Source organism: Verrucomicrobium sp. BvORR034, from assembly GCF_000739635.1.
In the GTDB taxonomy this organism is placed as follows: domain Bacteria; phylum Verrucomicrobiota; class Verrucomicrobiia; order Verrucomicrobiales; family Verrucomicrobiaceae; genus Verrucomicrobium.
Genome location: NZ_BATQ01000179.1, coordinates 33,522 through 54,797, shown reverse-complemented (window position 1 = coordinate 54,797; position 21,276 = coordinate 33,522). Strand labels below are relative to the sequence as shown.

Sequence of the window (21,276 nt, the reverse complement as noted above, 5' to 3'; positions counted from 1 at the left end):
CGACGCCATGGGACGCTCGGCACGAACCGGGACAAGAATGTCCCTCGCTCCTTATACTGACCGCTCAATTGAGACCTTCCCTTGGCTCTCTCAGGCTGAAGCCTGGACTTCGTACCATCTCGACCCCAACACCTTGACGCACTGCCCACTGCCTACTGCCTACTGCCTACTGCCTACTGCCTACTGACGCACTGGCCCCCCCGCGCAGCAGGCCAGAAAATCCATCTTGCTCCCAACGCAGCGGGCCGGGTACGATCAGCCGTGTCACTTGTTGGCGTGACTGGCAGGTGGCCCGTTCCGGTTTGATGGAGACGGGTGAGGCTGGCGGAAATAGCGACAGCCGGTGTAAACGGGATGCAAAAAAGATTTATCAGACTCTGCGGTGTCGTGGCTGTGCTGACGGGGATCCTGGCGCTCGCCACCCCCACGCGGACCCAAGCCGGGGAGCAGTTCCTGGTGCGCTCCTGGCAGTCAGAGGACGGGTTGCCCAGCAACAGCGTGCGCGCCGTGGTGCAGTCGGCGGATGGTTACCTGTGGGTGGCCACGGCAGAGGGCGTGGTGCGGTTTGATGGCGTGAGGTTCACTTCCTTCAAAGGGGAGAACAGCGCGCAACTGGCCAAGCAGCCGCCGCGCGAGCTCTTCGCTCTGGAGAATGGCGAGGTCTGGATCTCCACTATGCGTGGGGGGCTCTTGCGCTGGGATGGCAGGCGTCTGGTGGATGCCTGGGCCGGGACCGTTGCTGGTGCCGTAGGGGTGCAGCCGGTGACCCGGGTGTGGAGCGATGAGGCAGGCGGCGCGCTCATCGAGAGCGGGGACAAGATCTACCATGCCGAGCGCGAGCAACCCCCGCGCCTGCTCAAGGAGGACCGTTATGCGGAGGCCCGTGCGAGGTCGAAGTTCGTCCCCTGGCAACGTTGCATCATGGCCCCACCAGGGGCTCCGCTCGATCTGATCGATGGACGAGGTCGCCGCTGGATGCGCACGCTGGAGGGGCATCTGGCCGTGTCTGACCCCTCCCAAGACGGGCCACTGGAGATCCTTACTGAGCTGTCTGAGGGCGTGCTCGTCATGGCCCTGCTGGAGGATCGCGAGAGCAATGTCTGGGTGGCCACGAACGGCAACGGCCTGGTGCAGGTGCGGGTGAAACGCGTAAACGTGATGGACGTCAGCAACGGCCTCACCAATCGCAACATCCTGGCCCTCCTGGAGGACTCCGTGGGCGTGCTCTGGGCGGCCAACAAGAGCGGCGGCGTGGACCGCATCCACGGCGGCTGGGTCAATCCATTTGTCCTTGGCGACCGGGACGCCTCCCGGATCGTCATGGCCATCGCGGAGGATCCCACCGGCACGCTCTGGCTGGGCAAGGAGAATGGCACCCTCTACTACCACGATGGCACCGCCTTCCAGGAACTGGTGCGCAAGACGCCCCTGGCCAGACGGTTGCGGGCCATGACGTTCGATAAAGACTCGCGCCTGTGGCTGGCGGGCGGGGACGGCGTCTCCCTTTGGGACAGGGGCGTGCTGACCCAGTTTGGCGAGGCACAAGGCCTTCCGCAGCAGGAAGTGACCTCCCTGATCATCGATGCCTCGGGTGCGCTCTGGGCGGGCACGAACAGCAGCACCCTCTATGAGCATCGGGACGGGCGGTTCACGCTCACTGCCACTCTGGGCACCACCCAGGTCTCCGCCATGCTGCCGGATGAGGAGGCCGGTGGACTCTGGGCGACCACGCTGGGCAGCGGTCTCTTCCTTCGCAATAAAGACGGGAGCGTGACGGCCTTCTCCAGCGAGCAAGGCCTGCCGGATGACCGCCTCACCTGTGTACTGGATGACCAGGCAGGCCACCTGTGGATGGGCTCCCTCACCGGTATCATCCGGGTGGCGAAGAAAGACCTGCTGCAATATAAGCCTGGCACGGCATCCAGCATCGCCTGGCTGCAGTTCGACCGTTCAGACGGCCTCATTTCCCGGGAGTGCACCGGCGGGTTCCAACCCGCTGGCTGGCGTGGGCAGGATGGTACCCTGTGGTTCCCCACCGTGCAGGGTGTGGCGTCGGTACGGCCGCAGAACCTGGAGTTCAATCGCGTGAAGCCCTGGGTGGCGATTGAGGAGGCCCGTGCTGGCAGTGAGTGGGCAGAGCCCGGCGCTGCTGAGCTCAAGGCCGGGCCGGGGCGCTCCCGCATCGAACTGCATTACACGGCGCTGAGCTTCAGCGCGCCGGAGAAGGTGAAGTTCCGCACGCGGCTGGAGGGGCTGGAGATCGAGTGGCGGGAGGCCGGGGCGCAGCGCATGGTCGCGTATGAAGCTGTGCCGCCGGGGGACTACGTCTTCCAAGTCATGGCGTCGAACAACGACGGCATCTGGAGTGCCACCGCAGCCTCCTTGCAGATCCACATCAAGCCGCACTTCTGGGAGACGCTCTGGTTTCGCGTCTCGTTCATCACCTTCCTGGTCGTCTGCGCCTCGGCTGTCAGCGCCATGGCGGTGCGCTCCCGGCTGCGCAATCGCATGCTGCAACTGGAAGCGCAGACCTCCCGGCAAAAAGAGCGCGAACGCATCGCCCAGGATCTGCATGATGACCTGGGGGCCAGCCTCACGGAGATCTCCCTGCTGGCCGAGCTGGCGGCGGAAGAAACCGGCCCGGAAGCGCGTCGCGAAACCGCCCCCATCATTGCCAGCAAAGCGCGGCACCTCGTGGGCACGCTGGATGAGATCGTCTGGGCGGTGAATCCCCGGCACGATACGCTGGCCTCCTTTGTGGACTACCTCACCGCCTCCGCCGCAGAGCTGCTGGATGTGGGCGGCGTCGCCCTGCGGCTGGAGATCCCTGATGACATCCCCAGCACCGCGCTGGATGCCGAACAGCGGCATGAGCTCTTCCTGGCCGTGCGGGAGGCGCTGAACAACACCGTGAAGCACTCGGCTGCCACCGAGGTGAAACTGCGTCTGCAGGTGCGGCTGGACGTGCTCACCATCGTGGTCATGGACAATGGCAAAGGCATCAGCGGCGACCAGTCCCGCCTGAGCGAAGGCCTGCACAACATGCAAAAGAGGCTGTCACGCATTGGCGGCACCTGCAGCATTGAAAGCGACTCCTCCGGCACCTGCATCACTTTTTCTCTGCCACTCCGCCGGAACACCTGATAGTACCTTGAGAAGGCATCGCGTAATTCATTGCTGCACTGAACCTCCCTTTCATGACCACCGTCGGCATCGTTGAAGACAATCTCGGACTCGGCGAGAGCTTGCAGCGCGTGGTGGAGAGCACCCCGGACTGTGAATTCGCCGGTCTGTGGCGCAGTGGTGAAGAAGCCCTGCACAAGGTGCCCGTGGTGAAGCCAGACGTGGTGCTCATGGACATCAATCTGCCCGGCATCTCCGGCATCGAGGCCACCGCCCGGCTCAAGCAGGACATCCCCGGCCTGCTCGTCATCATGGTCACCGTGTACCGTGATCACGACAAGATCTTCGATGCGCTGAAGGCCGGTGCCTGCGGCTACCTGCTCAAGCGCTCCTCACCCGCCGAGGTGCGGCGTGCCATTCAGGATGTGCGGGAAGGTGGCGCTCCCATGAGCGCAGAGATCGCCCGCCGTGTGGTGGAGGCCTTCCACAAACCCCAGCCCCCGGCCATCGCACCTGCGAGTGAGCAGGTGCACCTCTCCAAGCGCGAAACCGAAATCCTCGAGTTCCTCTCCCAAGGCCTCGCCAACAAAGAGATCGCCGAACGCCTGACTCTCAGTGTGGAGACCGTGCGCGTGCACCTGAAGCGCATCTACGACAAGCTGCACGTGCACTCCCGGACCGAGGCGGCGATGAAGTACCGCAATACGCAGCGAGGGTGAGGCCGGTGAGTCAGTCCGTCAGTGGGCAGTACGTCAAGGCTTTGGGCCCGAAGCTGTACGGAGTCCAGGCTTCAGCCTGCGTGAGTCAACGGAAGGGGGCTTCTCATCAAGCGCCAGCGCAGGGCGTGCGTCATGTGATTTCCTGAAGCTGATGAGCTTCAGCAACGCTGTTGGCAGCCTCTTATCCAGCTTGCCTCAGCTCACAACCGCTCCAGCGCCTGCCCTCTGCCCAAATACACACAACACCGGCCGTAGTTGTCGACGTGAGGAGAACCGACCAACCGCGCGCGTTTTGGGGTGGCTGCCAAGGAACCAGCTCTGGCAGGTCAATCTCAGTTCGAAGTTAATCCCCGAAGGGGATTTCTAGCACAGCCCAGCGGTTGGACGAGCCTTAAGCGAGTCAACCCTGGGTACCTCCGGAGATGTTGATCAGGTGGGAAGGCCGACAGCATCCGCTTTCTCCCCTCCGCCCTCTACACCTCCATGTCAGTCCCCCCCCGGGTTCCTTGGCAGGCACAAATTTCCCGGTCTGGGGCGATGTGGCAGGGAGAGGGGATCAAGGGGCCAAGGTGGAAGCTCGGGCGGGCGGGAGCGGGGCGGTGGGCAGGCGGAGATCTGTCGCGAGATTTACGCTGCAGGCGCTTCAGTCAGTGCCTCCTCACGTCGACAACTACGGTCGGTGTTGTGGCTGCCTCAGCAGAAGGTTTCGCCCCAGACCCAGCGTGGCCGTAGTCAAACTGATAACAACAGGCTGGCGGAGGGTCAGGGTTAACCCGATTGGGGTAATTGCCGGGGCACGGTGTGGTGGCAACTTTCGGGCTTCACCCTTCTTCCTGATCCCAGAGACCACCGTGATCATCTCCTTCTCCTTGTCTCGAGCTCTTGGCCTCCTGCTCGCCATCCTGGCCGGCAGCCTTCTTTCTTCCCACAATGCTCTCGCGGAGTTCGGCCTCATCACCGAGAAGAAACAGCATCGCGTGGACACTGGGGCCGGGCTGGTTTTCAAGGTGGATCGTCTCAACGGCGGCATTCGTAGCATCAAGTGGCAGGACACGGAGCTGCACAGCCCCTTTCGTGACTCCAGCAGCAACTCCGGCGTGGGCGGCAGCCATACCACGGTCACGACTCAGGTCGATGGCGAGACCATCATCATCACCACGCAGACGGATGCTGAAAACGAGGTGGTGGCGGACCTGACGCACTACTACATCGTGCGCAAGGGACTGAACCATCTCTACATGGCCACCTATGCGCAGAACGAGCCTTCCAACGGCGAGTTGCGCTGGATCACGCGGCTGAAAGGGGATCTCTTCCCCAATGCCCCGGCCCAGTCCGACCTGCGCGGCAGCACCGGGGCCATCGAGTCCCGTGATGTGCTGGGCATGGCGGATGGCACCTCACGGAGCAAGTACTTTGGCAATGATCAGGCCCGGGATCTGGGCGTGCGCGGTGTCACCGGGCGCGGGCGCGGGGTCTTCATGGTCTATGGCAACCGGGAGAGCTCCGCAGGCGGTCCTTTCTACCGTGACATCCAGAACCAGACCAGCACGGCAGCAGAGGTGTACAACTACATGAACTCGGGCCACAATCAGACGGAGAAGCTGCGGCTCGGTGTGCTGTATGGGCCCTATGTGCTGTGCTTCACGGACGGCTCCAAGCCCAAGGCACCCGATCTCAGCTTCATCGATGCGCTGGGCCTGAAGGGCAGCGTCAACAAGGAGGCTCGTGGCAGCGTGCAGCTCAGAGGGCTGAAAGGCCGTGATGAAGATCAGGAGTACAGCCTCGACGTGGCAAACGGCACCGCGCAGTACTGGGCACCCGTCTCCAAGGGGCGGGGCAGCGCCACCTCCCCGGATATGAAGCCGGGCATGTATGCCCTCACCGTCTACAAAGGGGAACTCGCGGTGCACACGGAAACCGTGACCGTCACGGCCAGTGCGATCACCGAAGTGGGGTCTCGAACCCTCACCGCAGACCCTTCCCAGACGAAGCCACTCTGGCGTATCGGCGACTGGGACGGCACGCCGCTGGAGTTCCGCAAAGGCCGCAGCATCGCCCTCATGCACCCCTCGGACAAACGCATGGAGCCCTGGCAGGGAGAGCCTTTTGTCATCGGGCAGAGCCGCGCTGGAGCATTCCCCTCCTGTCTGTGGTCAGATGTGAACGGGCAGCAGGTGGTGAAGTTCCAACTCACTCCGGAGCAGGTCGCCAGCCGGACGTTGCGCGTCGGCATCACCGCCAGCTTCGCCGGGGCGCGGCCAAGCGTGAAGCTGAACACCTGGAAGGCCTCCATCCAGCCCGCTCCACGCAAGGTGGACAGCCGGAGCCTCACCATCGGCAGCTATCGCGGAAACAACGCCACCTACACCTTCCGCATTCCGGCCCAGGCCCTGGTCGCCGGAGAGAACGTGCTCACCCTCTCCGTCGTCAGCGGCAATCGCGGTCCTCAGTTTCTCAGCCCGGGCTATGGCATCGACTGCGTGGACTTCTACTGACTCAAACCCTTCACCGTTTGCCTCCTATGATCTTCCGCTCCCTCAGCCTGACCCTTGCCATCCTATTTGCCGGTCCGCTCCTTCTCCATGCGGCCGACCTGAAGTTCTCCTTCGACAGCAAGCGTCCTGTGCCCGGCAGCACCGCCGTGGCCCCGGACCAAGCCTTTGATGAGAAGCGCGGTTTCGGCTTCGTGAGCAAGGCGGGAAATGCCCGGGTGTTCGGCGTACGGTTGGAGGAGGGGAACTACCACGTCTCCCTGCTGCTGGGGGACAGCGCCCGCCCCACCTCCACCACCGTCAAGGCGGAGAACCGCCGTCTCATGCTGGAAAAGGCAGAGACCTCCGCGGGCAAGTTCGAGGTGAGAACATTCACCGTGAACGTGCGCAAGCCCGCCATCGGCACCGGCGGCAACACCACGCTGAACGACCGTGAAAAAGGCCCGCCCCTCTCGGCAAGCTGGGATGACCTCCTGACGCTGGAGTTCAACGGCGAGAGCCCCGGAGTGGCCGCCTTAGAGATCAAGCCTGCCACCGACGTCACCACCGTCTTCATCGCCGGAGATTCCACCGTCACCGACCAGCGCAATGAGCCTTGGGCGGGCTGGGGGCAGATGCTGCCCCGGTTTTTTGATCGCAGTGTTGCCGTATCGAACCAGGCGGAGTCCGGTCTCGCCCTCCGTTCGTTTGAGCGGCAGAAGCGTCTCGACAAGGTGCTTAGCATGCTGAAGAAGGGCGACTACCTCTTCATCCAGTTCGGCCACAATGATCAGAAGGACAAGGCCACCGGAGCCGGTCCCTTCACCAGCTACAAGGAGAACCTCAAGCGGTACGTGGAAAGAACCCGTGCCAAAGGCGGCGTGCCCGTGCTCGTCACCCCCATGGAGCGTCGTCGCTGGGAGGGCTCCAGCCTGAGGCCCACGCTCTCTGACTATGCCGAAGCCGTCCGCCAGGTGGGTGCGGAGGACAAGGTCCCGGTGATCGATCTGAACGCGATGAGCATCAAGCTCTACACCGCCCTGGGGCCGGACCCGTCCATGCGCGCCTTCGCCTTCTATCCGGCCAATACCTTCCCCGGCCAGAGCGAAGCGCTGAAGGACAACACGCATCACAACACCTTCGGTGCCTATGAACTGGCCCGCTGCATCGTGGAAGGCATCCGCGCGCAACTGCCGGAGCTGGCTGTGCACTTGAGCAAGGATGCAGGCACCTTCGATCCTGCCAAGCCTGATGCCCCGGACCAGGTGACGTTCCCCCTCAGCCCGCCCTCCGGTGCGGTGCTGACTCCCGAGGGCAGTTAAGGAAGACGGTATCCAGGTCCCGGAGCCCAGCAGGATTGTGTCTGGAACCGTTCCTCCTACAATCAGGTCATGCACACCGCTTCTCCGTTGCTCGTCGTGGTCTTCAGCTTGCTTCTCGCGGCCAGGGGCATGGCGGCGACTTGGTTTGTAGCGCCGGAGCCAGCGGGCAGTGATCAGGCCATAGGCACCTTGGAGCAGCCGTTCGCTTCGCTGCAACGGGCTCAGGAGGCCGCATCCGCCGGGGACATCATTAACATCCGCGGCGGCACCTATGTGATGACGGAGCAGATGATTGCCAGCCGTAAACGCATCTTTGCCCGGGTGATCGCGCTCACCAAAAGCGGCTCCCGCGGCAAACCTATCACCTACCAGGCCTACAACGGAGAGCGCCCTGTCTTCGACTTCAGCGCGGTCAAGCCAGCGGGTCAGCGCGTGTCGGCATTTTATGTCAGCGGGAGCTGGATCAAGCTGAAGGGGATCGAGGTCGTGGGAGTGCAAGTCACGATCAAAGGGCACACGCAGTCCATCTGCATTGAGAGTCAAGGCAGCCACAATGTCTTTGAGCAGCTGGCTCTGCACGATGGGCAGGCTATTGGCATCTACCATGTGGATGGCTCGGACAACCTATTTCTCAACTGCGACGCCTGGAACAACTGGGACCACACCTCTGGCGACGGCCTGGGAGGGAATGTGGACGGCTTTGGTTGTCATCCGACACGTGGCAGCACGGGCAATGTCTTTCGCGGGTGCCGGGCCTGGTTCAACAGCGATGATGGCTACGACTGTCTGGGGGCTTATGAACCGGTGGTCTTTGAGAATTGCCGGGCCGCTTACAATGGATTTTCTCCCAAGTTCAAGAGCCTGGCCGATGGCAATGGATTCAAAGCGGGAGGCTATGGGGCGATGCCGCCGGAGCATCTGCCAAAGCGCATCCCCCGCCACATCGTCCGCTACTGTCTGGCTGTAGGAAACAAGCAGTCGGGCTTCTACGCCAACCATCATCCGGGCGGCGGAGACTGGATTCACAACACCGCCTTTCGCAATGGTTCCAACTACAACATGCTGGGCCGCCTGGCGGACAACCGCACGGATGTGGATGGCTTTGGTCACCGCCTCATCAACAATGTCAGCTATGGCTCCAGCCGGGACTTGATCCGGGTGGACTTCTCCAACTGCGAACTGCTGGGCAACACCTTCACCACCGGCCTCAAACTGCGCTCGCGGGACTTCCTCAGCCTGGAAGCCGATGAATTCATTCTGCCCCGCCAGAAGGGCGGCAGCCTTCCCGATATGCGTTTCCTGAAACCTTCTGCAAAGAGCCCTTTGCTTGACGCGGGGGTTGTCTTCGAATCCTCTTCCTCTGCGGGTAAGCCAGACCTCGGCGCCTTCGCGTCCTCTCCCGGCCGACCGTGAAAGTTCGCCTTGTCATCGAGCACCAACATCCTCTGGTGGGGCAGCGCGAAAGGGCGCTACCCTATTTTTTTGATTTTTCCGAATTTCGAAAGGCATCAGTGATTTTAGGCGCTCTCATGGCGCAATTTTGCCGTCAATAATTGGAGCAATGGAACCGTGATGGCGATTTTAAATCGCTCATAATGAGTCTATTACATGTGATTTACTGGGCATTAACCCGTTTGGGGTAATTGTCGCTCCCCCTCGTACTGATAGGCTGGTGGAAATTAATTGTCCATGCTTTCACCACTCGTACAGCCAGTCATTTCCAGAGGGTGCCAGGGTCGCCTCTTTGGAATCATCGCCCTTGGTCTGGGTGCTGCCTTTATGGGTGCTTCAATGCCCTGCGCACTGGCCACAAGCGACACCTGGGATGGTTCTGACAGCGCGCTTTGGTCGGTCAGCAACAACTGGCTGACGAATCCGGCCGCCGTGCCTGGCACGGGTGACACTGCCACCTTCAGCCAGAGCTCTGTCACCGTCAACGGCCGCACGACCCTTGATCTTGGCGCTGGGGTGACGGTGGCGGGCATCGTTTTTGATACCGCAAACGCCGCGGCCTACACCATCGGATCGGGTATCGTCGGTTCACAGACGCTCACGCTGGATACGACGGGCCTTGTGACGATGAATGCCGCAGTCGTCAACAATCAACTGTTCAATGCCAACGTGGTCCTTGGTTCAGCTACGGCAGGCACGACAACGATCACCAACAGCAGCACGACAAACAGTCTGACCTTTGCCGGCACGCTGCAGGGCGGCACCGGTGGTGCGGCGGGAACCAAGACGGTAAACACTGCCGGTGCAGGCACCATCAACTTTACCAATACGGTGAGTGCCGGGGGCGCAAGTGTGTTGAATCTTGCCAATACGGGTACGGGAACAGTCAACCTCACCGGAGCGGTTTCAAGCACTCTCGGTACACTGCGTGCGACAGGTGGTGGCACGGTGAACATTGACGGCCAAACGGTCACGGTCGCGAACGGATCCCAGTATGGATCGAGTACGGGAACCGGAAAGTTCGAGCTAAAGTCCGGCAGTGTGGCCTTCAACGGAGGCATGAGCATGAACTCCTCAGTGGGGGATGGGAGCTTGTTCAAGGTGAGCGGCGGTACCTTCAGTGCCGCATCTGTCAGCCTCCTTAGAACTTGGGGAAACTCCTCCGCCACCGCCACCACAGCAGCTTCGGCCACCACTGGTTTCGTGGTTACGGGCGGAACGGCATCCGTCACCGGGGTTCTTGATCTTGCGGGGTCAAATTCCAACACTTCTGCACTCGTTTCTGGTGGCAGTCTCACCGTGGGCGGGGAGGTTAGGATCGGTAACAGTACCAGTGGCACGGGGCGCTTCTTCGTCTTTCAAGTGAGCGGCGGCACCTTCACTTCTACCGATGCAACGGGCGGCATCATTCTCGCCCGCAGCTCGGCGAATGCCAACAACACCTCTCTGCTTCTGACAGGAGGAGCCACCACGGCTGAACGCATTGCCTTTGGTCAGAGTGCTACGGCCACAGGATCCACCGGTACCCTGACCCTCAATGGAGCGGCCGCTTCCCTCTACGTTGGGTCCGGCGGCATGGTGAAGCCTGCGCTAAATACCTATACCAGCACGATCGCACTCGCCGCAGGCACTCTCGGCGCCAAAGCAAACTGGTCTTCCTCTCTCGCCATGACTTTGAGCGGCACGGCCGATGCCCTGACCATCAAGGCTGCCGATGCCTCCAATGTCGCCCGGAACATCACTCTGGACGGTGCCCTTACTGGCACAGGCGGATACACCAAAACAGGTGACGGCATTCTCTCGCTGGGCGGCGCCAACTCCTACCAGGGTGAGACGAAGGTGAATGCCGGTACCGTACTCGTCAACGGCTCGCATACAGATGCTGGTAGTTACACCGTAGCTGCTGGAGCCAAGCTCGGTGGCGCGGGCAGCATCACGGGGGCGAGCGCCTCCACCATCACACTGGGATCCAGCAGCTTCCTCATGGTGGGCAAGACCCACGGGGCTGGTACGGGGAATGATCTGACGAAGCAGACCCTCACCCTCACCACAGGTGTCGGCGACATCAATCTGAACGGCACGCTGCAGTTCGACCTCTTTTCCACGGACGGCGACGTGCTCGACCTGAACTCCGGAAGTGGTTTCCTTGATCTCTCCAACGCCAAGGTGGAACTGGCGCTGGGGGAGGGGGCGAACACGAGCGGATGGGGAACCACTTTCACCACCTGGCGCTTGATTGACTGGACCAATCTTTCCCCCACCTCCACGAACCTTTCCCTCAGTGCCTCCACCATCAGCACCTTCCAGGGCCTGGGCTACACGCTCACGCAGTCCATCGTGGATGACGGCGGGGCCAATGCCGGTTTCTACGTAAACATCGCTCTCGTGCCGGAGCCCACTCGCGCCATCCTGCTCTGCCTGAGCCTGGGCACACTGCTTTTCACCAGAAGACGCAGTTCCCGCGCAGCCGACCCCTGTGATGCTTTCGTGCTCCAGTGAGCTTCAAGTCGTTACAACGCCATTGCAACCTACGATGAGATCCCACCTCCAGCCCTCCTCCGGATCCGGAAGCAGACCCCTGTGCAGACGGGCGGGTACTGGGAGCCAACGCTCTCTCTCCGCCGGATTCACCCTCGTGGAGATCATCGTGGTCGTGGCCGTCATCGGCCTGCTCACGGCCGTGGCCATGCCAGCCTTCAACGGGCTCTTTGCAGGACAGCGCATGACCAAGACGGTCTTTGAACTTTCCGGCGTCATGGAGCAGGCCCGCTCCCATGCCATGGCCAAGAACACCTATGTCTATGTGGGTCTCGTGGAGACGGATGAGATGGCCAAGGATCTGGTGGCGGCGGATGATGGGGGCAACCTCACGGTGGCCGTCATGGCCTCCAAGTCTGGCGTGCGGCCCCTGGCCATGAACGGGCCGGAACTCGTCGCCCTCTCGCCGCTCTACCACTTTGAGAACGTGAAGATGGCAGCGATCGGCACTGACGGTGGCCTTGCCCGCCGCACGGGCGATGATGTGGTCAATGTGGCTGACACCGCGAGCTCCAGCTTCGGCCCCATGGACTGGACCGCCTCGGTCGCCGGGAAGCTGGCGTTTGAAAAAGTCATTGAGTTTGATCCCCGCGGCGTGGCCCGCTTCTCCGAGAAGAGCAGCGTTGACGGCTGGATCGAGATTCCCCTTCAACCCGTCCACGGCAACACCGCCGACATCGCGGCGCTGCAGGTCGATGGCGTCACCGGATCCGTCAGAGTTTACCGCCCATGAAAACCAAGTCCCTCGCATCCACCCGTTCGCATGGCTTCACCCTTGTAGAGGTGACCATGGCCATAGGCATCGCTGCTGTCTCCCTGCTGGGGGTCGTGGCCCTGCTGCCCATGGGCATCGCCTCCAACCGCGACTCCGTGAACATGACCCATGCCGCCAGCGTGGCGGAGGCCCTGATCATGGACCTGCGCGGCACGGCAGAGAGCGGCACGTCCAGGCTCTACGGCCTGACGCTGGAGCCCAATGTCACCCCCTCGCTGGTGTACTGCAAGACAGACGGCACCCGGGTGAGTGAGGCCAACGAGGCCGACTATCGCGCGGCCGTGACCGTCGTGCCTGCGGCCTCCCTCCATACGCCCACCACAGTGCGCGTTGTCGTCGCCTGGCCCGCCACCGAGTACCCGGTGAATTCCTTTGAGGCTTTGACCGCACTGGAGCGGAACTGAGCTGTCAGGTCTTGAACCCCGTCCCTGCTCCACGTCCATGATGACCCACCTTACCTCCCTGCGGCAGCGCAAGCTCCGCGGCTTTTCCCTCCTGGAGTTGCTCGTGGCCATGGCCGTGCTCTCCCTGCTGGTCCTGCTGATTGTGCAGGTCGTCAATGGAGCCCTGGGATCAACGAACGTCAGTCGCAAGCGGATCGATGCCGACAGCGAGGCTCGCCGCATCTTTGACCGCCTGACCTTTGACCTGGCGGGCATGCTCAATCGTCCGGATGTGGACTTCCTGGTGCGAAAGAAGGCCGGCAATGACGAGATCTTCTTCTTTGCCGAGGCACCGGCCCGTCTGGCAGGGGCCGACCCCGCCCAGCCGGTATCGCTGGTGGGCTACCGCGTCAATGAAGCCGAGCAGTGCGAGCGCCTGGGGCAGGGCCTCTCCTGGGACGCCGCCGCGCCCAAGGGGCCCGTGTTCCTCACCTTCAAAGATTCCGCAAGGGTTGAGGAAAGCACCATCGAGGGCGCCTATGCCGAAGTGCTGGAGGATGTGGACCAGTATCACGTGGTGGGGGAGGGCGTCTTCCGCATGGAGATCGACTTCCTGCTCAAGAATCGCGTGGACAATGAGACGAAGTACTCCTCTTCGCCCTTCTACACCGGAGGCACCGGACCCTTCGTGAACCAGGGGGAGGGGATGAAGGACGTGCAGGCCATCGTGGTGACCCTGGCCGTGCTGGATGCCAACAGCCGCGTGCTTGCCGGGGACATGACCGCCGTGGTTGGAAAATTTCCTGATACTGTGGAGGGCGCCACCCCCGGCAGCTCGTGGCAGGCTGTCGCTGAGAACCCCGATTCCCTCGGCCTCGCCATCCCCGTGGCAGGCCAGGTGCGCATCTACCAGCGCATCTTTCCGCTCAATTGACCCTTCAGTTCCCCGCTCACCATGGTCGCATCTGTCTGTATGAAGAAGAAGCCCATCCACCACCACCACCACCACCACCGGTCGGGGTTCGCCATCGTCATCGTCCTCGGCGCCATCGTGCTGCTGGTCGGCGTGGCTCTCGCTTTCTTCTCCAACTCCCTCCTCCAGAAGCAGATCTCCCAGTCCAGCGCCTCCCAGGTGAAAACGGAGATGCTGGGGAAGGCGGCGGTGGAGAACATCCTCAGCGATCTACAGGCAGAAATCACGGCGAGCTCCAATCCGCCCGTGACCGCGGGCAAGGCGACCCTTTATTTCCCCAGCACCCCGGCCGGGATGGTGCCAGCGCTCGCGGGATCGAGCGGGTCCAATGGCCTGGAAAATCTGGTAAAGCGCAGCAGCGGCTTCCACCCCTTTTACCCCAAGGGCATCAATCGCGCCTCTCAGGTTCCCACCACCACGGAGTCCCTCGGTGGTCGGGCCATCTCCGCAGCCCGCTGGAACAAGCCGCTGCTCCTGCCGGCCACCAGCGTGGCCGATCCCACCCCGCCGCAGAGTGCGGGGTTCGAGGTGCCACACTGGATCTATGTGGCGCGTGACGGGTCCAACCCCGCCGCCTGGAGTGATGGCGTGCGGACCTCAAAGAATGAGACCACCACGGTGGTGGGCCGTTATGCTTTCACCATCTATGACGAGGGCGGCCTGCTGGATGTGAATGCCGCCGGCAGCCCGACGGACCTGCTCCCGAGCCTGAAGGCCCGGAAGAGCTCCCTGGCCTACGCGGATCTGGCGGGTCTCTTTGTGAACATGGGCTTCGGCAACTCCCGCGCCGACCAGATTGTGGATGCCCTGGTAAAATGGCGCAACGAAGCGACGATTGAGCTGAACAAGTCCGACTTCGACGCCTGGGCGACCTGGAACCCCAAGGGTTTCCTCACCACGGCCAACACCCGTCTTACCAAGGACCAGACCTCCGACCGCTACTTCACCAGCCGTCAGCAGATGCAGAAGTTCCTGCTCGAGCGCGTAGCCACGGCGAGTGAGAAGGAGGCCATGCAGAAGGCCCTGGTGTATCTGGCCACCTTCACGCGGGATCTCAACCAGCCTTCCTATGTGCGGACCCAGTCCACCCATGCGAGTCTGCCTGGCTATGAGACCAATGCACCCAAGGTGCAGAGCGTGGCGAATGGAGGAAACAACCAGGAGTCCCTCGATGCCTATGTGAACCCCGCTTTCCCGCTCGTGCGCGTGCGCAAGTCCTTCACGCGGTTCGACGGCAGCAAGGCCGAGACCGGTGAGCCGTTGGTGAAGCAGCGCTTTCCCCTCAGCCGCCTGGTCTGGCTCACCTGCAAAGGACCCAGCGCCTCCCGTGCCGAGTCGGATTCGGACATGCAGCTCCTCATCAACAGCCATCACGTCCCTTCGAGCTATCTCAAGAAGGGGACGGACGAGAACATCCGCAAGTGTTTTGGCCTCCGCTGGGTGAAGGACGAGAACAGCGAGTTCGGCAAGTGGGTCTATGACGTGCACTACGGGCCCACCGGCACCGGCCCTGAAGGGCCGATCATGCGCCTCGGCACCACGGGAGATGACGCAAGTGTGGCGGCGCTGGATCCGGCGCGGGAGCCTAATTTCTTCGAACTGCTCAAGGCGGGCGTCGGTGCGGGGTCCAAGGCCAAGGCTGCCACGATCAACCAGGGCACCACCGCCCCTGCGGACTACCAGGCGCAGTATGACAACTCCGTGGACTACGCCATCCTGCAGATGGGGGCCAATATCATTGCCCAGTCCCGGGTGGACGGCTATGGGGTGCGTCTCGGCTTCAGTGACGGGGCTCTTCCCGCCAAGGAATTCTACGGCGTGCTGAACCTCCCCTACATCTACCGCGCGCGGTGGGGTGTGCTCAAGGTGCGCAATGAGAGCCCTGTCGCCACCGGGGAACTGCCCTGGCCCAGCGCTGCTCCCGGCGTGGTGCCAGCCAGCGCTGGCAAGTGGCAGGCCAGCCAGGGGAAGCTGATCGATCCCGGCGTCTCCATGGTCCTCCTTATTCCGGAGATCTGGAACCCGCATGACCAGCACATCCCGGATCTCGCCACGGGACTGCGCCCCACCAACTTCCGCATTGTGGCGGACAGTGCAGACCCGGACATGGTGGTCAACGGCGGGGCCTACTCCCAGGTCACGGCCAAGGGTGCGGACAGCCGCTCCTCCGGCAACCCCAGCTCGACCGACAGATCGGAAGTCACCGGCAGCTTGGGCCAGCCCCCCTTCTCCCGGGCCCGCGGCGGCACGGGGCCGGAGATTACCGGCAGCTACAAAGGGTATCTGCACACCCTCACTGCAGCCAATACTGCGATGACCTTCAAAGTGGCGGACGTGGCTGCTTTCCGCGAACCCACCCTGCTGGCCCGCGTGGGCATTCCTACTGGCAGCGAACTGAAGATCGACTCGACCAAGTGGTCCCGCGATGTCGCTCCAGACATCGACTATCTGGACTTGGAAACAACTTCCGGGAAATCCTTTACTGAGAACGGCGGCTTCAAGGGAGATGTGAAGAATCCACTCGTGCTGCCCGATGCGGGTCTCGTCTCCAGTTCCACCCAGTACGTAGGCATTCCCTTCGGCCTCTTTCCCTGCCAGTGGCTCAGATGGCGTCAGTCGGGTGAACCCACCACCTCGCGGATGATTGCCCGCAGTGACCTCGCCAGCCCTGGTGGCAACAACGCCATCACGCTGCGTCTGCAGTACCAGGATCCCACGAACCTGGACAACTGGATCACCTATGATATGAAGTATGTGCGTCCCACCACACCCTTCATGCACAACATCCTCGGTCCGGATGGGGCCGGAGGGATGATGCAGGGGTTGGACATCTGGGCCTCATTCACAGACCCCAGGAGCACCCGATTTGGCGGCATCACGCCAGCTACCAACACCAGCGTCACGGACAGGTACAATGGACCGGGCTCGGCAAAGAAGGTGGCTCACAACAACAGTGCCCAGGCCTACGCCATGCCGGAGACCCAGCCCGCCAATGCCAAGGAATGGCTCAGCGCTGCCAATAATATCCTGATCACCAACCGCCCCACGGCCAATGCGGGATACTTCGTGGACAGCGTGCCCAACATGGCCCCCGGCTGGAGCAGCCCCAACATGCGCCAGGGCCTGCTCTCGCAGAACTCCTTCTCCTCCCTCAATGACAACCTGAAATACTCCGGTGTCTTTGGCACGGACCCGTACCAGATGAGCTCGGCCACGGTGGCCAACTACTATCAAGACGCAGACAACGTGGTGCGTCGCGCCATGGGAGCCTACGCCACTGGCACTACCACCGTCGGCCTGCCCATGGCCACCACGCTCAATCCTGATGGCAGCTCCATTGCCGGACAGAGACAGAGCCGCCCGTGGATGCTGAACCGTCCTTTCCGGTCTGTAGCAGAGCTGGGCTATGTTTTCTCCGGCACCCCCTGGAAGCAGCTCGACTTCTTCACTCCAGAGAGTGGGGATGCCGCGTTGCTCGATGTCTTCTGCGTCAATGAGTCGGAAAACACCGATGGCCTGCTGGCCGGCCGTGTGAACCTCAACACCCGCCAAGCTCCTGTACTCACCGCGCTGCTGGCCAAGGCCTATCGTGATGAGCGCGTGCCTGGATCGTCAGGGCTCGATGGAGCCACGAACGGCGTGGCCACCCAGGTGGCGGATGCCATTCTCAAGCGCACCGATCCGGCACCAGGAGCGGCCGCAGACACCTTCACCAATGTGAGCGAGCTCGTGGGTAAATGGGCCGGCTCGTCCAGCACGGCTCCCATCAACGGCTCCACCGCCTACGATGGTCTCACCAAGGACCTCACCGCCATCATGGAGAAGGCCTATGGAGCCAACAGCACGATGACCAACGTGCAACGCTTCCGCGAGTCCGCCATCCGACCGCTCGCCAGCATGGGCACCACCCGCGTGTGGAACCTCATGCTGGATGTGATGGTGCAGACGGGCCGCTTCCCGCCCAGCGCCACGGATCTGGCCAACTTTGCCGTGGAAGGGGAGAAACGCATCTGGGTGCATCTGGCGATCGACCGGATCACCGGGCAGGTGATTGACAAACAAATCGAACTCGTGACCGAATGAAGATTCTCCATCATTTGCTGACTGGTTTGGTGCTTGCCGCCGCTGTCTTGTGGACACCGTGCGCCACTGCGCAGTCGCGTGTGGAGCAGGCCCTGCCCTCGGGACCATTGTGCGCCACGCGCGCCCCGGACATGGCTCAATGGCAGGTCACCTACAAGGCGCAGCCTCTGCCCAAGCCGGCGGCGAATGGCGCGGCCGCCGCTCCGGCCACCGCCAAGGCACCGGAACCGGACGGGTCCGACTATCAGAAGATCATCGTCAAGAACCGCACCCTCTACCACGTGCAGTGGACCACTGGATCCCGCTTCGCCGTGGACAAGTGGTGCCTCCAGGATGTGCAGGTCACCACCCTCCCCAATGCCCAGCTGCCCGTGATTTCCACACCCGCGGAACGCGATGACTACTACATGGATTTCTCCAAAAGTGACTTCCACGGCTTTGAATGGATTTCAGGAAAGAATTTTACCGGCGTGCAGAGCATCGGCGGAGTGGAGTGCATGGTCTTCAAGGATACGTTGAAGGGCCAGGAGGGCGAGACACACGAGGCCTTGGCCGTCGTGGATTACAAGACCCGCCTGCCGGTTTCCCTCCAGGTGGGTGAGGGGCTCACGACCTATCAGTTCAGCCCCGCACCCTCCTCCCAATTGAATCCGCCTGCCAAGATTGCCAGCTTGGCGGATCAATGGCGGAAGCGCCTCAAGCAGGCCCGCCTGTCGTCTCCTCCGTGACATCTGTCCGCACCATCTCACGAACGGCCGCCAGACTTCACTTCCCGCTCACCAGCGGTTTCAGGAAGATTTCTTCCAGAGCCTGCAGGGCATGCAGTTTAAGGGGCTGCTGGAGGCTCTGCCGGACCTGGAGTTCTTCATCAAAGACAAGGAGGGCCGGTTCGTCGCCGCGAGCAATGCCACCCGCCAGCGGCTGGGTATTCAGGCAGAGGAGGACATCGTGGGGAGGCTGGATGTTGACGTGCACCCTGCTCCGGCGTCCACCCAGCGCAAGAGCGGGCACTTCACCACACGGCTCCCGCTCTTTTCCAACGACGGCCAGGTGGTCGGCAACCCCGTCTTTACCGTCGTCGTCAGCGCGGTGTGCGCAGCGGGGGCGAAGTGGTGAGGCTCGGTGCATCAAAAAACGCCTGATGCCCGGTTAAGGGTGCGGCATGAGAACTGGACCAGCATGCGTGGGAAGCGTTGAGTTTCAACGTGATCCGGTATCGGATGGGGGTATTTCAGCGGAATCAAGGCCTATGTGCCTGATAGCGTTGTGAAGCAGATACCCCTTGGGTCCAACCAGCATGCGGGGACTGCGCGAACCTCACATTGAAAGCGCGGTACTACCAGTGCCCCGCCAGTACAAAACGGAACCAATCCATACCATGAAAAATCTGTTCACATACGCGACTTGCGCGTTGCTCCTGGGGGCTGGCGTCGCCACGGCGCAGTCCACCAGCACCACCACCACGACCACGGCCGGTGGCACCACCACCTCGGTGACGACTTCCAGCGGGACTCTTCACGAGTACACTCCTGGAACCACCTTCATCGTGAAGGAAACCAGCGGCCCGGTGGCTTACAAGTATGCCAAGACCGTCACCTACGTGACCAAGTCCGGCAAGACTCTCACGGAAGACCAGGTGAAAGCCCGGATCAAAGTGGGGGTGCCCGTGCGCATCGCCTTCGACACTGAAGGAGACGTCCGCTACGTCAACCGCGTGGAAGTTGACGACGATTGATTTGTTCGTTGTTGGTGACTTCGCATCACAAAAAAGCCCCCGACGGCCGCCTGCCCCCAGGCGGCCGTTTTGTTGGAGACCATACTGATCTCCTGGTGACATTCTATTCTGGATGGCCATCAATCCACCGCGCTGCCCATTCGCCTGGCGCATTGACAAACCGGGTCCTCTTCTGCACGATGGTAGCGCCCGTTCACGGGCTGCATGAAAATTCCCCTTCCCATCCTCCTTTTTGGCATTGCCCTCTTTGGCTCCTGCTCCAAAAAGGAGAACATCGATCCTGTTGGTGCCAAGAAATGGAGCGAAACCGCCGATGCTCAACTGCGCAAAAAGGTGGCTGTGTACACGTACCAGCGTCCGGACTCGTCATGGGTGTACATCTCCACCGCAAAACTGATCGAGACATCCAGCGGGTTGGTTGCCGACAATGTGGAAATCCAGGATTCTGGGTACTTTGTTTATCCCGGCGGGCAGCGGGTCTCCAACATCCATCAAGCTATCGAGGCAGCCGGTGACCTGCCCCGAGGCATCGGCGGTGCAGACGGTAAGCCGCCGCAATCCTGACCAGACTGAGATGAAGCAGGAGTTTCTATTCTATGGGGAAGTCATCTCCGGGGCGGGCATCGAACCTCTCGCCCAGGCTCTTTCAACATGTTCCTGGCCGATCCACGTCAAGAAGTCGGGATGCAACTGAACGCTCGATTTGCAGACAACCGGGCCCGACGAGATCGACATTCGCATGGACTCGGGACAGTCTCGCGAATTTGTCTTTTCTGGTGACGTGGAGGCAACCTTGGAACGGGCTGTGGAGTTGATTGGGGACTTTTCACAGAAGTTAACCGCTGCAAGTTTTTTGCATCGGGTTGAACTCTACAACCTGGCTGATGAACTGGTGGGCTACTTTCATCACCGGTGGCCCCAAGATCAAGCGCGGCCCAACTGAATCAGCGAACACTGCCTCTTACATTTTGAACTCGCTTAGCCAAGAACTATTGGTCGCACGACAGCGCTTGGCATCGCTTCGCAGGCAGCCCGAAAGCGAGTACGGGGTCATTGCGCATCATCTGGAAACTCTGGCCGACATGTTTGATTGCACCTCTCGCGATCAACATCGGGAATTGGCGGCGGAGTTTCACGACTGCGCGGGATGCCTGCCGTATGTGGACGATGCGGACTTTGGATCCTTGGTCTTGGAGCATGCGGCAGGGACGGTACAGGATCCAGCTCTTCGTAGCTTCCTCCTTGCTGAGGCCGTGTTTCGGGCGCGTTGGTGTGTCCGGGCCGCGACGGGCGGAGGTGAATCTATTGCTAGAGGCGCAAGACTTGCGCGTTTGGAGCAAGCGCTGGCAGGGCTTCAATAGAAGAATGTGCACAGACGGGTGAAACCCTGCAAACTCCAGCGCCGTCCGCTGCGCGAAGCGTCTCGGAGATCGTCGCGGCTCGACGCCGCTTTTGCCTGCCGATTGCGCTCCAACTCTCCCTTCAACCTTCGCCAGCCCCCTGCCATCAGCTTGCCTCTGGCCACATAGGCCCTGTATCAGCACCTTCTGCCAGAGTTAGAGCAACCTGGTCGTAGTTGACGACGTGAGGAGAACCGACCAACCGCGCGCATTTTGGGGTGGCTGCCAAGGAACCAGCTCTGGCAGGTCAATCTCAGTTCGAAGTTAATCCCCGAAGGGGATTTCTAGCACAGCCCAGCGGT

14 protein-coding genes are annotated in these 21,276 nt (G+C 61.9%); all 14 read left to right on the top strand.

All coding sequences use genetic code 11. The features are described from left to right. Positions 1-354: 354 nt before the first annotated feature. The 14 genes from BV034_RS31715 (at position 355) to BV034_RS31650 (ending at position 20,138) form a co-directional block, all read left to right on the top strand. Positions 355-3,144: a sensor histidine kinase gene (locus tag BV034_RS31715; RefSeq protein WP_081888281.1), complete on the top strand. Its 2,790-nt coding sequence runs from the start codon at positions 355-357 to the stop codon at positions 3,142-3,144. A 53-nt stretch (positions 3,145-3,197) separates the two neighbouring features. Further along, positions 3,198-3,842, top strand: coding sequence for a response regulator transcription factor (locus BV034_RS31710; protein WP_050030953.1), 645 nt, complete (start codon positions 3,198-3,200; stop codon positions 3,840-3,842). Between the two features lie 869 nt (positions 3,843-4,711). Beyond that, the gene (locus tag BV034_RS31705) at positions 4,712-6,337 is read left to right on the top strand and encodes a rhamnogalacturonan lyase B N-terminal domain-containing protein (protein WP_265593688.1); all 1,626 of its coding nucleotides are present in this window, start codon (positions 4,712-4,714) and stop codon (positions 6,335-6,337) included. A gap of 26 nt (positions 6,338-6,363) precedes the next feature. Continuing rightward, entirely contained in the window at positions 6,364-7,635 is a 1,272-nt protein-coding gene (locus tag BV034_RS31700; protein ID WP_081888279.1) for a rhamnogalacturonan acetylesterase, read from the top strand. A 69-nt stretch (positions 7,636-7,704) separates the two neighbouring features. Then, positions 7,705-9,048 (top strand): right-handed parallel beta-helix repeat-containing protein, encoded by a 1,344-nt coding sequence (locus BV034_RS31695; RefSeq protein WP_050030951.1) that lies wholly within the window; start codon positions 7,705-7,707, stop codon positions 9,046-9,048. A 378-nt stretch (positions 9,049-9,426) separates the two neighbouring features. Then, on the top strand, positions 9,427-11,586 hold the full coding sequence (locus BV034_RS31690; protein ID WP_050030950.1) for an autotransporter-associated beta strand repeat-containing protein: 2,160 nt from the start codon (positions 9,427-9,429) through the stop codon (positions 11,584-11,586). 34 nt (positions 11,587-11,620) lie between these two features. Next, positions 11,621-12,358 (top strand): prepilin-type N-terminal cleavage/methylation domain-containing protein, encoded by a 738-nt coding sequence (locus BV034_RS31685; protein WP_081888278.1) that lies wholly within the window; start codon positions 11,621-11,623, stop codon positions 12,356-12,358. Beyond that, complete coding sequence (locus BV034_RS31680) at positions 12,355-12,804, top strand: prepilin-type N-terminal cleavage/methylation domain-containing protein (RefSeq protein WP_050030948.1); 450 nt, start codon at positions 12,355-12,357, stop codon at positions 12,802-12,804. The genes BV034_RS31685 and BV034_RS31680 overlap by 4 nt, the downstream gene beginning before the upstream one ends. Before the next feature lie 37 nt (positions 12,805-12,841). After that, on the top strand, positions 12,842-13,717 hold the full coding sequence (locus tag BV034_RS31675; protein ID WP_050030947.1) for a prepilin-type N-terminal cleavage/methylation domain-containing protein: 876 nt from the start codon (positions 12,842-12,844) through the stop codon (positions 13,715-13,717). Positions 13,718-13,756: 39 nt separating this feature from the next. Next, on the top strand, positions 13,757-17,839 hold the full coding sequence (locus BV034_RS31670) for a hypothetical protein (protein WP_050030946.1): 4,083 nt from the start codon (positions 13,757-13,759) through the stop codon (positions 17,837-17,839). Beyond that, on the top strand, positions 17,836-18,567 hold the full coding sequence (locus tag BV034_RS31665; RefSeq protein ID WP_050030945.1) for a hypothetical protein: 732 nt from the start codon (positions 17,836-17,838) through the stop codon (positions 18,565-18,567). Before BV034_RS31670 ends, BV034_RS31665 begins: the two co-directional genes overlap by 4 nt. A 91-nt stretch (positions 18,568-18,658) precedes the next feature. Further along, a complete protein-coding gene (locus BV034_RS31660) occupies positions 18,659-18,955 on the top strand; it encodes a hypothetical protein (protein WP_050030944.1) in 297 nt (98 codons plus the stop codon). Between the two features lie 262 nt (positions 18,956-19,217). After that, on the top strand, positions 19,218-19,574 hold the full coding sequence (locus BV034_RS31655) for a hypothetical protein (protein ID WP_265593687.1): 357 nt from the start codon (positions 19,218-19,220) through the stop codon (positions 19,572-19,574). 204 nt (positions 19,575-19,778) lie between these two features. Then, the gene (locus tag BV034_RS31650) at positions 19,779-20,138 is read left to right on the top strand and encodes a hypothetical protein (RefSeq protein WP_050030942.1); all 360 of its coding nucleotides are present in this window, start codon (positions 19,779-19,781) and stop codon (positions 20,136-20,138) included. The last annotated feature ends 1,138 nt before the right edge of the window (positions 20,139-21,276 follow it).

Bases quoted from the DNA above. Each gene is read 5' to 3' on its own strand.
- BV034_RS31715 (WP_081888281.1), top strand. From the start codon at position 355: ATGCAAAAAAGATTTATCAGACTCTGCGGTGTCGTGGCTGTGCTGACG.
- BV034_RS31710 (WP_050030953.1), top strand. From the start codon at position 3,198: ATGACCACCGTCGGCATCGTTGAAGACAATCTCGGACTCGGCGAGAGC.
- BV034_RS31700 (WP_081888279.1), top strand. From the start codon at position 6,364: ATGATCTTCCGCTCCCTCAGCCTGACCCTTGCCATCCTATTTGCCGGT.
- BV034_RS31695 (WP_050030951.1), top strand. From the start codon at position 7,705: ATGCACACCGCTTCTCCGTTGCTCGTCGTGGTCTTCAGCTTGCTTCTC.
- BV034_RS31690 (WP_050030950.1), top strand. From the start codon at position 9,427: ATGCCCTGCGCACTGGCCACAAGCGACACCTGGGATGGTTCTGACAGC.
- BV034_RS31685 (WP_081888278.1), top strand. From the start codon at position 11,621: ATGAGATCCCACCTCCAGCCCTCCTCCGGATCCGGAAGCAGACCCCTG.
- BV034_RS31680 (WP_050030948.1), top strand. From the start codon at position 12,355: ATGAAAACCAAGTCCCTCGCATCCACCCGTTCGCATGGCTTCACCCTT.
- BV034_RS31675 (WP_050030947.1), top strand. From the start codon at position 12,842: ATGATGACCCACCTTACCTCCCTGCGGCAGCGCAAGCTCCGCGGCTTT.
- BV034_RS31670 (WP_050030946.1), top strand. From the start codon at position 13,757: ATGAAGAAGAAGCCCATCCACCACCACCACCACCACCACCGGTCGGGG.
- BV034_RS31665 (WP_050030945.1), top strand. From the start codon at position 17,836: ATGAAGATTCTCCATCATTTGCTGACTGGTTTGGTGCTTGCCGCCGCT.
- BV034_RS31660 (WP_050030944.1), top strand. From the start codon at position 18,659: ATGCAGTTTAAGGGGCTGCTGGAGGCTCTGCCGGACCTGGAGTTCTTC.
- BV034_RS31655 (WP_265593687.1), top strand. From the start codon at position 19,218: ATGAAAAATCTGTTCACATACGCGACTTGCGCGTTGCTCCTGGGGGCT.
- BV034_RS31650 (WP_050030942.1), top strand. From the start codon at position 19,779: ATGAAAATTCCCCTTCCCATCCTCCTTTTTGGCATTGCCCTCTTTGGC.